This is a genomic window from Pseudomonas reactans (assembly GCF_013387025.1).
GTDB lineage: Bacteria > Pseudomonadota > Gammaproteobacteria > Pseudomonadales > Pseudomonadaceae > Aquipseudomonas > Aquipseudomonas reactans.
The window spans coordinates 1-13523 of record NZ_JACAQP010000015.1; the positions used below are offsets into that span (position 1 = coordinate 1).

Annotated in this window: 14 protein-coding genes; all 14 read right to left on the bottom strand. The window is 61.2% G+C overall.

Translation table 11 applies throughout. The features are described from left to right. Positions 1-127: 127 nt before the first annotated feature. Entirely contained in the window at positions 128-472 is a 345-nt protein-coding gene (locus HX793_RS17895) for an Hpt domain-containing protein (RefSeq protein WP_028617322.1), read from the bottom strand. Positions 473-502: 30 nt separating this feature from the next. After that, positions 503-2221 (bottom strand): ATP-binding SpoIIE family protein phosphatase, encoded by a 1719-nt coding sequence (locus HX793_RS17900; RefSeq protein WP_177061719.1) that lies wholly within the window; start codon positions 2219-2221, stop codon positions 503-505. Beyond that, positions 2218-2523, bottom strand: a complete 306-nt coding sequence (locus tag HX793_RS17905; RefSeq protein WP_016975641.1) for an STAS domain-containing protein — start codon at positions 2521-2523, stop codon at positions 2218-2220. Before HX793_RS17905 ends, HX793_RS17900 begins: the two co-directional genes overlap by 4 nt. Positions 2524-2588: 65 nt before the next feature. Then, positions 2589-3038, bottom strand: a complete 450-nt coding sequence (fliJ, locus tag HX793_RS17910; protein WP_016975640.1) for a flagellar export protein FliJ — start codon at positions 3036-3038, stop codon at positions 2589-2591. Between the two features lie 3 nt (positions 3039-3041). Beyond that, positions 3042-4400, bottom strand: a complete 1359-nt coding sequence (fliI, locus tag HX793_RS17915) for a flagellar protein export ATPase FliI (RefSeq protein WP_016975639.1) — start codon at positions 4398-4400, stop codon at positions 3042-3044. Next, a complete protein-coding gene (gene fliH / locus HX793_RS17920) occupies positions 4390-5154 on the bottom strand; it encodes a flagellar assembly protein FliH (protein ID WP_177061717.1) in 765 nt (254 codons plus the stop codon). Before fliH ends, fliI begins: the two co-directional genes overlap by 11 nt. 10 nt (positions 5155-5164) lie before the next feature. Next, entirely contained in the window at positions 5165-6184 is a 1020-nt protein-coding gene (gene fliG, locus HX793_RS17925; RefSeq protein WP_010208743.1) for a flagellar motor switch protein FliG, read from the bottom strand. Further along, positions 6177-7955 (bottom strand): flagellar basal-body MS-ring/collar protein FliF, encoded by a 1779-nt coding sequence (gene fliF / locus HX793_RS17930; RefSeq protein ID WP_016975637.1) that lies wholly within the window; start codon positions 7953-7955, stop codon positions 6177-6179. Before fliF ends, fliG begins: the two co-directional genes overlap by 8 nt. Positions 7956-7971: 16 nt before the next feature. After that, positions 7972-8301 carry a flagellar hook-basal body complex protein FliE gene (fliE, locus tag HX793_RS17935; protein WP_015885194.1) on the bottom strand — a complete coding sequence of 110 codons (330 nt, stop codon included), beginning with the start codon at positions 8299-8301 and terminating at the stop codon, positions 7972-7974. 131 nt (positions 8302-8432) lie between these two features. Then, positions 8433-9809, bottom strand: a complete 1377-nt coding sequence (locus HX793_RS17940; RefSeq protein ID WP_016975636.1) for a sigma-54-dependent transcriptional regulator — start codon at positions 9807-9809, stop codon at positions 8433-8435. A 7-nt stretch (positions 9810-9816) separates the two neighbouring features. Further along, positions 9817-11028 carry a sensor histidine kinase gene (locus HX793_RS17945; protein WP_256349142.1) on the bottom strand — a complete coding sequence of 404 codons (1212 nt, stop codon included), beginning with the start codon at positions 11026-11028 and terminating at the stop codon, positions 9817-9819. 110 nt (positions 11029-11138) lie between these two features. Further along, on the bottom strand, positions 11139-12614 hold the full coding sequence (locus HX793_RS17950; RefSeq protein ID WP_016975634.1) for a sigma-54 dependent transcriptional regulator: 1476 nt from the start codon (positions 12612-12614) through the stop codon (positions 11139-11141). A 168-nt stretch (positions 12615-12782) separates the two neighbouring features. Further along, complete coding sequence (gene fliT / locus HX793_RS17955) at positions 12783-13079, bottom strand: flagellar protein FliT (RefSeq protein ID WP_177094450.1); 297 nt, start codon at positions 13077-13079, stop codon at positions 12783-12785. Between the two features lie 24 nt (positions 13080-13103). Beyond that, the gene (fliS, locus tag HX793_RS17960) at positions 13104-13493 is read right to left on the bottom strand and encodes a flagellar export chaperone FliS (protein WP_016975632.1); all 390 of its coding nucleotides are present in this window, start codon (positions 13491-13493) and stop codon (positions 13104-13106) included. Between the last annotated feature and the right edge of the window lie 30 nt (positions 13494-13523).

Genomic DNA, 13523 nt, shown 5'->3' on the forward strand with positions numbered 1-13523 from the left:
AGCCTAGGCGAGGTGCCGAGTGTTGGGGCGGAGCGTTTTTGGTTACTTTTTGCGCTCTTCAAAAAGTGACCCGCTGTAAGAGCGGAACCATAAGCAGCCGTTACCGCAGAAATGGATATGTACTCAATCAAATCTGAAACCGCTGCCGCTCCGTCTCATACAACGGCTTCACCAACGCAAACTCATGATCAATCTGATCCACCAACGCCCCCAAATCTGCATTGGACTCAACAGACTCAACCTCCAACCGCTGACACAACTGCGCCAACCGCACCGCCCCAAGGTTCCCACTACTCCCCTTGAAACTATGCGCAATCCGCCCCAACGCCTTGGCATCATCCCTAGCCTTGCGCAGCGCCTCGACACGCTTCTGGGAATCATCGAGAAAGGTATCCAGCAACTTCGGATACTCGCCTTCCATCACTTCCTGCAAACCCGACAACACCGCCGGGTCCAGATGTAGATCAACCACTTGCTCGCTCCTTGATCAAGAATCGGCGGATTATGCCAGAGCCTCCCAGCAAAACTCCACGCAGACACTACGCCCGCCATCCGACCAGCCTACATGGCTACTCAACTGACGGACCAGGCTCAAGCCCCGGCCAGACAAACGGTCGACATCCAGCGGCCGCGCCAACACCTGCGCCACATCAAACCCCGGACCGCTGTCCTCAAGGCGCAGGGTCATCTTCCCACCCGCCCCAACCGGCACCACCTGCACATGCACCCGTATATACCCACTGTTCAGTTGCGCGAGGCGGTCATTACGCTGACGGTAATACTCGGCAAACCCTTGAGCATCGCGCTTGAGCCGCGAATCCAGCCCCAGCACGCCATGCTCCAGCGCGTTCGAATACAGCTCGGCCATCACACTGTAGAGCGCCCCGCTCTGCTCACGCAGGCCATGGATCTCCAGCAACAGTTGCAACAGATAGGGCAACGGGTTGTAACGTTTCAAGGTTTCAGCGCGAAACTCGAAACTCACCGACCAATCCAGCGGGCACGACTGCCCACTGTCTGCATACAACGGCCCCGAAGCACGCAGTTGCTGGCCAGGCTGCAAGGTGATTTCCACCATGCTCACGTCATCGCGCACTTCACCGCGAAACGCCGCCAGTGCCTGTTCGATCTCTTCAAATAAACGATCAGGCTCGCGATTGGCGGCAAATACCTGCTGTAGGCGTTCGGCACCGAACAATTGATCGTTGGCATCGGCGGTATCCAGCACGCCATCGGACAACAGGAACACCCGATCACCCAGGGCCATAGGCCAGACTTCAGTGCGATCATCAAAAGCCTCGGCCGACAGCACCCCCAACGGCAAGTGCCGCGATTGCAGCGGAGTGCGTTTGCCGGTGGCGACTTCATGCACATAGCCTTCCGGCATGCCGCCATTCCACACTTCCACCACCCGCCTCTGCGTGCTCAGGCACAACAGGGTGGCGCAGCAGAACATGTCCACCGGCAGGATGCGTTTGAGCTTGGCGTTCATCTCCCGCAGGGTTTGTCCCAGGCCGTAGCCCTTGGCGGTCATGCCGTAAAACACTTCGGCCAAAGGCATAGCCCCCACCGCCGCCGGCAAGCCATGGCCGGTGAAGTCGCCGAGCAGCACGTGCATGTCACCGGACGGCGTATAGGCCGCCAGCAGCAGGTCGCCGTTGAACAGTGCGTAGGGCGATTGCAGGTAGCGGATATTCGGCGCGGCATTGATGCAGCCCGAATGCGCGACCTTATCGAACACCGCCTTGGCCACCCGCTGCTCATGCAGGAGGTAGTCGTGATGCTTGGCGATCAGGTCGCGCTGCTGCAGGACCGTGGCCTGCAACCGGCGCAGGCGGTCCATGGCGTTGATTTTCGCCGCGAGAATCAGCTGGTTGTAGGGTTTTGGCAGGAAGTCATCGCCGCCGGCATCCAGGCACTGGGCCAGGGCTTCGCTCTCGCGCAGGGAGGTGAGGAAAATCAGCGGCACCAACGCCTCACCCGCCAACTGCTTGATCCGGCGTGCCGCTTCAAAGCCGTCCATCACCGGCATCAGCGCATCCATCAACACCAGTTGCGGGCGCTCACGGGTAAACACCTCGACCGCCTCAGCGCCATTGGTGGCCGTGAGTACCTGGTGACCCTGGCGCCGCACGATAGTCGACAGCAACAGCAAATCGGCGGCGCTGTCTTCGGCGATCAGGATCGTCAGCGGCTCAAGGACCGGGGCCAGGGCGCTCAACTGATGTCGAACAGTTTGTCGAAGTTGGAGATGGCGAGGATCTTGCGCACGTCGGAGTTGCTGTTGACCACCCTGACCTCCGACTCGTCGCCACCGGCGTGGTCACGCAGGAGCAGGAGCATGCCCAAGGCCGAACTGTCCATGTAGGTGGTGTCCTTCAAGTCGACCACGTACAACTCGGGCACCTTGTAGAAACGCTCGTAGGCATCGCGAAACGTCTGGTGGCTGCCGAAATCGAACCGGCCCTTGACGGCGATCGTCAACTTCTTCCCATCCAGGGATACTTCTGACTCGACTGACATGCGACTGCTTCCTTGTCATTGGCAATGACACAAGGTTTAGCAGGAGAAGGCGTCGCGGGCAACTTTCAATAGACGTCTTTGCGCGGCATGCGTTGGGACAGCTCGTCGAGCAACTTCTGCTCGCGCTTGTCTTCCAGCGCCCGCGCTTCGTCAATGTAGCGCTGCACCAGCTTGCGCAAACCTTCAACCCGGGCAAACGCCGCTTGCCAGCTTTCGCGGGCTTTATCGAGGTTGTTCTGATGCCACGCCAGGCTCTGGCGCTGCTGCCCGACGGCGGTTTCCAACTGGTTGAGAAAGCCTTGGTAGCCCATCAGCCATTGTCCGGACACGCCTTTGCTGCCGCGCTCGATCCACTGCTGCTGGTACTCACCGCGAAAGCGCTCCAGGTCGCCCAGCTTGCTTTCGGCCAAACGGACTTGCCCCTGGAAATAACCCAGGCGCTGCACGGCGGTTTTCTCGGCCTTTTCGGCCATGTCCACCACCGGAGCCAGGCGTGCGGCGCGGCTGTTGGCCATGGTTTAGCCGCCCGGCGCCGGGGCGAAGATCGACTGCAAGTGCGCTTCGCTTTCGCCCATGCTGATCTTGTCGTTGAGGCCCTGGCGCAGGTAGGTCACCAACTGCGGTTGCAGGGCGATGGCCAGGTCGGTGTCGCGATCGCCGCCGGCCACGTAGGCGCCGACGCTGATCAAGTCGCGGCTCTGTTGATAGCGCGACCACAATTGCTTGAACTGTTGCGCGCGGATCATGTGTTCCGGCGTCACTACCGCCGGCATTACCCGGCTGATAGAGGCCTCAATGTCGATGGCCGGGTAATGCCCTTCTTCAGCCAAGCGCCGTGACAGCACGATGTGACCATCGAGTACACCCCGCGCCGAGTCGGCAATCGGGTCTTGCTGGTCATCGCCTTCGGACAGCACGGTGTAGAACGCGGTGATCGAGCCGCCACCGGCTTCGGCGTTACCGGCACGCTCCACCAGTTTGGGCAACTTGGCGAACACTGACGGCGGGTAACCCTTGGTGGCCGGTGGTTCGCCGATGGCCAGGGCAATCTCCCGCTGGGCCTGGGCGAAACGGGTCAGCGAGTCCATCAATAACAGGACGTTCTTGCCCTTGTCGCGGAAGTATTCGGCAATACGCGTGCAGTACATGGCGGCGCGCAGGCGCATCAGCGGCGCATCGTCCGCCGGGGACGCGACGACGACCGAACGCTTGAGCCCTTCTTCCCCCAGGCTGTGCTCGATGAATTCCTTTACCTCGCGGCCCCGTTCGCCGATCAGCCCGACCACGATGATGTCAGCCTCGGTAAAGCGCGTCATCATGCCCAGCAACACCGACTTACCCACGCCGGTACCGGCAAACAGGCCCAGACGCTGGCCACGGCCGACCGTCAATAATCCGTTGATGCTGCGAATGCCCACGTCCAGCGGCACGCTGATGGGGTTGCGGTTGAGCGGGTTGATGGTGGGGCCGTCCATCGGCACCCAGTCTTCGGCCTTCATGCCGCCCTTGCCATCCAACGCGCGACCGGCGCCGTCGAGTACGCGGCCGAGCATGCTCATGCCCATCGGCAGGCGGCCGGTGTCGGCCAAGGGCACCACGCGGGCGCCGGGAGCAATGCCCGCCAGGCTGCCCACAGGCATCAGGAAAATCTTGCTGCCGGAGAAGCCCATCACTTCGGCTTCGACCTGCACCGGGTGGTAGCTGTCATCGTTGATCACCATGCAGCGGCTGCCCATGGCGGCGCGCAGGCCTTCGGCTTCGAGGGTCAGGCCGACCATGCGCAGCAGGCGACCTTCAAGGATCGGCTGGCCAGGCAACTCGGCGGCTTCGGTATAACCGCTCAAGCGCTTGGCGAAGCTGGTGCGATCAAGGCGCATCGGGGGCGTCCAGGTCCAGGCTGAGGTCCGGCTCGGCAGGGTTCAGCACCTGCTCGTGGGCTTGGTCCAGCAGCTTGGCCATGATCTGGCTGATGCGGGTTTCCACCGTGGCATCGATGCGACTGTGTTCGGTCTCGACGCGGCAACCACCGGGCTGCAACGACGCGTCCTCGACGATGCGCCAGGTTTCTTCATGGCGCTCGCGCAGGGCTTTGACCTGTTCGAAATCCTGCGGGTTGATGTACAGCCGCACATTGCCGACGCCCAGGGGCAGCAGCTTGAGGGCTTCGCGCATCACGCTTTCGATATGGCTGGAGTCCAGCACCAGCTCGCGCTGGATCACCTGGCGGGCGATGTGCTGCACCAGCTCGACCATGGCTTTTTCGATTTGCGCATCCTGCTCGGCGATGGGGTCGAACAGCCCGCCCATCAAGCGTTCCAGGCTGGCCAGTCTGACGCTCAGCGCCTCCTCGGCTTCCTGGCGGACCTTGAGGGTGGTGCTGCGAAAACCATCTTTTTCACCGGCCGCGAACCCCTCGTTGTAGGCCTCCTGGCGGATGGCTTCCAACTCTTCGAGGGTCAGTGGCTGGACTTCCTCCAGCGGCACTTCTTCCATTTCCGCCGGTGGCTCTTCAACCGGTTCCGGCTCGGGCTCCGGCACATGCGGATCGAAGCTGGGCAACGACCAGATGTCGAACCCACCGACGTCCCGTGCGCGAATCAGATCGCTGGGCGCCTCATCTTTGTTCGACATGAGAGGCGCCTTAGATCATTTCTTCGCCGCCCTTCCCGCCGAGAACGATTTCTCCGGCTTCGGCCATACGGCGGGCAATGGTGAGGATTTCTTTCTGCGCGGTTTCCACGTCGCTGACGCGCACCGGACCTTTGGCTTCCAGGTCGTCGCGCAACAGTTCCGAGGCACGCTTGGACATGTTCTTGAAGATTTTCTCTTTGACGTTTTCGTCCGAACCCTTGAGGGCCAGTACCAGCACATCGGAGGACACTTCGCGCAGCAACGCCTGGATGCCACGGTCGTCGACATCGGAGAGGTTGTTGAACACGAACATGAGGTCTTCGATCTGGCCGGACAGGGTGTCGTCGATCTCGCGGATCGAGTCCATCAACTGGCCTTCGACCGAGCTGTCGAGGAAGTTCATGATATCGGCCGCGCGCTTGATACCGCCCAAGGTGGTGCGCGAAGCATTCGAGTTGCCGGAGAACTGCTTCTCCAGAATCGTGTTGAGTTCTTTCAGGGCCGCCGGCTGCACGGTGTTCAGCGACGACACACGCAGGATGATGTCCAGGCGCACTTTATGGTCGAAGTGGCCGAGCACTTCACCGGCCTGGTCCGGGTCGAGGTAGGCCACCACGATCGCCTGGATCTGCGGGTGCTCGTAGCGGATCACGTCGGCAACGGCGCGCGGCTCCATCCATTTGAGGCTGTCGAGGCCGCTGGTGTTGCCACCGAGCAGGATACGGTCGATCAGGCCGTTGGCCTTGTCTTCGCCCAGGGCCGAGGTGAGCATCTTGCGGATGTAGCTGTCGGAGCCGACACCCAGGCTGGTCTGGTCGCCGACGATCTCGACGAACTCGCTCATCACCTGCTCGACTTGCTCGCGGTGCACATTGCGCATCTGCGCCATGGCCACGCCCACTCGCTGAACCTCTTTGGGGCCCATGTGGCGCAGCACTTGGGCGGCGTCGGTTTCACCGAGGGACAGCAGCAGGACTGCGGCTTTGTCGACCTTGGTGAGCTTGGCAACAGCGGCTCGATTATCACTCATCTGCGTTGATCCACTCTTTCACGACCTGGGCCACACGGCCCGGGTCTTCTGCCACCAGACTCTTGATTGCGTTCAACTGAGCGTCATAGCCTTCGCTCGGGCTTGGCAACAGAATGCTTTGCGGGCCGCCGAGGCTGACGCGGTCGTTGGCCAGTTCGCCGTCGAGACCGCCCATGCCACCCAGTTCCACGTCGCCACCGGCCAGGGCCAGCTGTTTCTTGCCGTTGCCGGTGATGTTGTTGAGCACCGGGCGCAGCACGCCGAACACCAGCACCAGGATGAACAACACGCCCAGCACTTGCTTGACGATGTCCCAGAACCACGGCTGCGAGTAGAACGACGGTTCAGCGATCACTTCGCCACGCTCGGCAGAGAACGGCATGTTGATCACGCTGACACTGTCACCACGACTGGCGTCAAACCCGACAGCGTCCTGCACCAGGCGGGTGAAGCGCGCCAATTCATCGGCGGTCCATGGGGCACGGGTAACGGCGCCATCGGCGGCATTGACCTTGACCTGGTCATCCACCACCACCGACACCGACAGGCGATTGACGCGACCCTGTTGCTGCTTGGTGTGGCTGATGGAACGGTCAAGCTCGAAGTTCTTGGTGGACTGGTTGCGTTTGTCCGCCGGGTACGGGGCGAGCATCGGCTGGCCAGTGGCCGGGTCCATGATCTGTTGGCCGTTGGCATCCAGCAGTGGCTGGCCTGGCTGAATCGCACCCGCGCTGGCAGCAGTGCCACCGGTGGTTTGCGGCGCCGAAGCCGGGGCTGGCGGCTGGTTGCTCAGGGCGCCCGGCACACCCTGCGGCGGGCCATTGGCGGCGGTGCGTTGTTCGCTGGTGGACTGCTCGCTGCGCAGGGCAGGCTGGTCCGGGTTGAATTGCTCGGAGGTCGACTCGACGGCGCTGAAGTCCACATCGGCGGACACTTCAGCCTTGTAACGGTCGTTGCCCAGCACCGGCTGCAGGATGTTGTGCACACGCTGGGTAAGCATGCTTTCCACGCGACGGCTGTAGTCGAACTGCTTGCCGGCCTGGGTCAGCGCGGAGTTTTCCGCCTGGTCGGACAGCAGGTTGCCCTTCTGGTCCACCACGGTAATTTGCGACTTGCTCAGTTCAGGCACGCTGGTGGCAACCAGGTTGACGATCGCCAACACCTGGCCAGGCTCCAGGGAGCGACCGGCAAACAGTTCCACCAATACCGACGCGCTTGGCTTGCGCTCATCGCGCACAAACACCGAGCTTTTCGGAATGGCCAGGTGCACGCGGGCACCCTTGACGTTGTTGAGGCTGGAGATAGTGCGCGCCAGTTCGCCTTCCAGGCCGCGACGGTAGCGGGTGGCTTCCATGAACTGGCTGGTGCCCAGGCCCTGGTCCTTGTCGAGGATCTCAAAACCGATGTTGCTGTCAGACGGGGTCACGCCGGCGGCGGCGAGTTTCATGCGCGCACGGGCCACGTCGTCGGCCTTGACCAGCAGGGCCCCGGAGTTGGGCTCCACGGTGTAGGCGATGTCGGCGGCGGCCAGGGTTTCCATGATCTGCTTGGAGTCCATGCCCGCCAGGCTGCCGTACAGCGGCCGGTAATCAGGTTGCTGCGACCACAACACCACGGCAAAACCAATCGCCACGCTCGCTGCCAGGCCGACCATCAGGCCCACCTGACGCAGCATGGTCATTTCGGAGAGGTTTTCCAGGAACGACAGGCCAAACAGCGGCGGCTTGCCGTCTGCCTTGGCGGGTGCGTTGTCCACGACTGCTTCTGCCATGACTTAAATCTCGTCCTTAAACCGGCATCTGCATGATGTCTTGGTAGGCCTGAACCAGCTTGTTACGCACTTGGGTCAGGGCCTGGAAGGAAACGCTGGCCTTTTGCGAGGCGACCATCACATCGGTGAGGTCCACACCACTTTTGCCAATTTCAAAGGCGTTGGCCAACTGGCTGGAGGCTTGCTGGGTGTCACTGACTTTGTTGATGGCCTGGCCGAGCATATCGGCGAAGCTGCTTTGGCCCAATTCCGGCGCTGGCGCGACGGATTTCGGTTGAGCCATGGCATCCATTTGCATGGAGCGCATATCCAACATCAACCGATTGAACTCAATACCCTGGCTCATGAACTTCTCTCTCCGACAACCCGCATGTTTTTTGACGCTACGCCGCAATTACTAGGGAGGTAGCAACAAGGGTGCCAGCTCTGTATCAACTCGTAAGAAAAGGCGACAAACCTTGTCGACCTTGTTACCGGTTATGTGGCGAACAGATACGCTTCCACATCCATCCCGGCATCGCGCATCTGCGCCAGCTTGTAGCGCAAGGTCCGCGGGCTGATGCCCAAGCGTTCGGCGGCCTCTTTACGGCGACCGCGCTCAGAGCGCAGGGTGTCGATGATCATCTGGAATTCACGGCGACGCAGGTCGTCGCCCAGTGCACCGGCGGTCTCGGTTTCAACCACCCCGGGCGCCGGCGCCAAGGTCGGCAACGGCACAGCACCGCTGCCCATTGCCAGGCAGAAATCCTGGGGCTGGATCAACCCGCCCTGTTGCAGGATCAGCGCACGCTGGATGGCGTTGTCCAATTCCCGCACGTTACCCGGCCATGGATAAGCGATCAGGCAGGCCTGAGCCTCGGCCGACAGGCGCGCCTGGGCATGCTTCATTTTTTTGACGTGGTTGTTCAGCAGGCGCTCGGCCAGCGGAATGATGTCCGCCGGGCGCTCGCGCAACGGGCGCCAGGCCAGCGGGAATACCGAGAGCCGGTAGAACAAATCTTCACGGAAGCGCCCCGCCGCCACTTCGCCCGCCAGGTCGCGGTTGGTGGTGGCAACCACACGAATATCCAGCTGGATCGGCTTGCGCGCGCCGACGCGCTCAACCTCACGCTCCTGCAGCACCCGCAGCAACTTGGCTTGCAGGCCCAGGGGCATTTCCGAAATCTCATCGAGCAGGATGGTGCCGCCGTCGGCCTGTTCGAACTTGCCCGCCTGGGCCGCGATGGCGCCAGTGAAGGAACCCTTTTCGTGGCCGAACAGTGTGGCTTCGAGCATGTTGTCTGGGATCGCCGCGCAGTTGATCGCGATAAACGGCTGCTTGGCGCGGGTCGATTGCTGGTGGATGTAGCGCGCCAACACCTCCTTGCCGGTGCCGGACTCGCCGGAAATCAACACAGTGGAATCGCTGCGCGCCACGCGGGCCGCCAGTTCCAGCAATTGTGCGCTGGCCGGCTCGAAGGCAATCGGGCCCTCGCCTTCACTGGCGGAGATCACGCCCAAGGCATGCCGCGCGACCAGTTCGATCAGCGCTTTAGGTTCGAATGGCTTGACCAGGTAATCCGCCGCGCCCTGGCGCATGGCGTCGACCGCACGCTCGACCGCACCGTGGGCGGTCATCAGTAACACCGGCAACTGCGGCTGGCGCGCACGCAGCAGGCCGAGCAACTGGTGGCCGTCCATGCCGGGCATGTTGACGTCACTGACCACCAGGCTGAAGGACTCCTGCTCCACCGCCTCCAAGGCGTCCTCGGCAGAACCGACTGCCCGGTAGTCATGGCCCGCCAACAGCAGCGTGTCAGCCAATGCTTCACGCAGGGCGCGATCGTCTTCCACCAACAGAACCTTGATAGCCATAACCTTTCTACTCCGCGCTTGCCGCGCTGGAAAACAGCGGCAAGGTCATCAATGCACAGGTGCCACGCCCGACACGGGAATGCAGTTGCAATTCTCCCTGATGGGCACGTGCCACTGCCTTGACCACGGTCAGGCCCAGGCCGGTACCGTTGGTCTTGGTGGTGAAAAAGGGTTCGCCCAGGCGCTGCAACACGGCGGGCTCGATACCACTGCCACTGTCACTGATGCACAGCCGCAGGTTTTGCCCGCGGCTGTACAGGTGCACCTTGAGCCGCGCACCGGGGCCGCTGGCCTGGGTGGCGTTTTCGATCAGGTTGAGCAGCGAACCCACCAGCGTGTCGCGGTTGCACAGCAGCTCACCGAGGTGGCTGTCGCACTGCCAACGCACCTGGACATCCTGAATATGGGTAGCGGCCGCCGCTTGCAGGGCCTGCATCAGCTCGGCTGGTTTGATGCGGTCGGTGAGCGGTAACTCGCCACGGGCAAACACCAGCATGTCGCGCACCTGGTGCTCCAACTCATGCAGGCGCTCCTTGAGACGACCGGCAAACCGCTGGTGGGTGGCGGCGGGCAATTGCTCATCAGTCAAATGACTGGCGTAGATCAAGGCAGCCGACAGCGGCGTGCGGATCTGATGCGCCAAAGAAGCGACCATGCGCCCCAGGGACGACAAACGCTCATGGCGCGCCAACTGGTCTTGCAGGTGACGGGTTTCAGTCAGGTCATTGAGCAACACCAGTTGGCCTGGCTCTGCGTCCAGGGAACGAGTGGCAATGGACAAGCGGCGACCGTCTTTCAAGGAAATTTCGTGACCGTCATCTTCACGCGGCGCAAAGCAGCGGGTGATGACATGCCGCCACAGCTCGCCTTCCAGCGGCAGGCCAAGCATGTCGCAGGCAGCCGGGTTGGCTTCGCGCACGCGGCCTTCTTCGTCGATGACGATCACCCCGCCGGGCAGCAGCGACAGCAGGTTTTGCAGACGGTTGGCCAGGCGTTCTTTCTCGGCCAACTCTTCCATGCGCTGGGCACTGACCACCGCCAGTTCACCTTTAAGCTCGGAAACCCGGGCTTCGAGCAGGCTGTAGGAATCGGTCAATTGGCTGGACATCTGATTGAACAGCGAAAAGGCCTGTTCCAGGCCCTGGCGGCTTTGCTGTTCTACAGAGGGAACCAGCCCCGCAATGGCAGGACTGGAAGAATGTTGGGCGGCGTGGGGCATCATGCTCTCTCGCTTGGCTGACCGTCAGTTAAACGGAACGTTGCGAGGGCTGTAGCAATACCCGTGCCTAAAAAAATAGGCTTAGTTTTCAGTCAGTTGAAAAACAGGCGTCAATCATCCGCCTGTTCATCACCTTCTTTGCGGCTCATGCCGTACTTGCGCATCTTCTCCACCAGGGTGGTCCGACGGATGCGCAGGCGCTCGGCGGCACGAGCGACAATGCCGTTGGCATCGTCCAGGGCTTGCTGGATCAGGCCTTGCTCCAGGTTGCCGAGGTAGTCCTTCAGGTCCAGGCCTTCGGGCGGCAGCATCGCGGTGTTGCTGAAGTCCGGAGCATGACCATTGATGGCAACGCGCTCCTCCATGTCGCTGCGCAGGCTGTCGACCAGTTGCTCGTCTTCGTCGTCGACGTAGCGGAATTTCTTCGGCAGCTCGACCACGCCGATCACGCCGTAGGGGTGCATGATCGCCATGCGTTCCACCAGGTTGGCCAACTCGCGGACGTTGCCCGGCCAGCCGTGGCGGCACAGGGACATGATCGCGGCAGAGTTGAAACGGATCGAACCACGCTTTTCGTGCTCCATGCGCGAGATCAGTTCGTTCATCAGCAGCGGGATGTCTTCCACGCGCTCGCGCAGCGGGGCCATCTCGATCGGGAATACGTTGAGGCGGTAGTACAGGTCTTCGCGGAAGCTGCCGACCTCGATCATGCTTTCGAGGTTCTTGTGGGTGGCTGCGATGATGCGCACGTCGACGCTCTGGGTCTTGTTGCTGCCCACGCGCTCGAAGGTACGTTCCTGCAACACGCGCAGCAGCTTGACCTGCATTGGCAACGGCATATCGCCGATTTCATCGAGGAACAGCGTGCCGCCGTTGGCCAACTCGAAACGCCCGGCACGGCTGGTGATCGCCCCGGTAAAGGCGCCCTTCTCGTGGCCAAACAATTCGCTTTCGAGCAGCTCCGCCGGGATCGCCCCGCAGTTGACCGGCACGAAAGGCCCGTCGCGGCGCTTGGAGTGATAGTGCAGGTTGCGCGCAACCACTTCCTTGCCGGTGCCCGACTCGCCGAGGATCAGCACGCTGGCATCGGTGTCGGCCACTTGCTGCATCATCTGGCGTACGTGCTGGATGGCGCGGCTGGTGCCGACCAGGCTGCGGAACAGGTTGGGTTCGCGGTGACGGCCGCGCTCGCGGGCCTGGTCGTACATCTCGCGATAAACCTGGGCACGGTGCAGGGAATCGAGCAATTTGCTGTAGCTGGGGGGCATTTCCAGGGTGGAAAGCACCCGGCGGCGCTGGTCTTCGGGCAGGTCGACGGAAGAAATATCGCCCATCAGCAACACGGGAAGGAACTCATCCCAGGTTGACAGTGTCTTTAACAGGCCCAAAACAGCGCCAGGAGCGTTTACCGTCCCGATCAGCACACAAATGACTTCACGGCTCGATGACAATGAGCTGACCGCCTGCTGCCAATCATGGCTGCCGCAGGGCAGATTTTCTTCGCCAAGAAAATTCAAAATCACCGCTAAATCGCGGCGGCGCACGCTATCGTCATCAATCAGCAGAATTTTGGTTTCACGCCACATGCAATAGCAACTTCCCTAGTTAACTCAAATGCCCTCGAGTCGGGGCAATCTAGATGGCTGTAGGCTTTTTCTGCCCACAGCCGTCTGAATTCTGAAAACAGCACTAGTTAAGTCAAAAAATCGCGCGCAGTCAAATTTATGACGCGCGTTCGGATTAACTGAGCCAGTTCAGCCGAACAGATGGTAAACCTTTGACGCATTTTTCGCTTGGTTGATCTGCGACATCTCTTCGAAAATCGCCTGGCGTTCGCCCTTCGTCACTTCCAACAAACGCTCATAGACAGCAAGCAGGCCCTCCAACTTTTGGCGCAGCATGTCTTCGTCCACCGGCGCTTCGCAGAGCACTTGATCAATCACCGCACGACACCCCAAATCCAGCTCACCAATGGCATCCCAGTTACGCTCAGCCAGCGCGCCAACCAAGGCATCACGGGTTTCGTCGATCTTTTGCAGTGCATGACTCATGACATCATCCTCAGGCCAATTGGCCTACAGTGTTGCAATCCCGTCCCAGCCTTCCTTCAACGTAATCATCAGCCCGGCGACTTCATCGATCATCGCAACGTCGTTTTGACGGTTCGCTTCCATTAAACGCGTGCTCATGTAAGCGTACAAATTATCCAATTGCTGCAACGCTGCAGGATCATCGGTTTTTTCTGGATTCAGACCGTCGCGCAAACCGACAAGAATATCCACGGCCTTACCCAGCAGCAGCCCCTTCTGTGCGATATCGCCACGGGCCATAGCGCCTTTGGCCTGGGCCATACGATCCAACGCCCCCTCCATCAACATCTGTACCAAGCGATGGGGGCTCGCCTCGGAGACTTGAGCATGGGAATTGACCTTCTGATATTGGCGAAGGGCTCTCATGGGATTCATGTTTCTACCTCGTAACCGGCACAGCTAAAT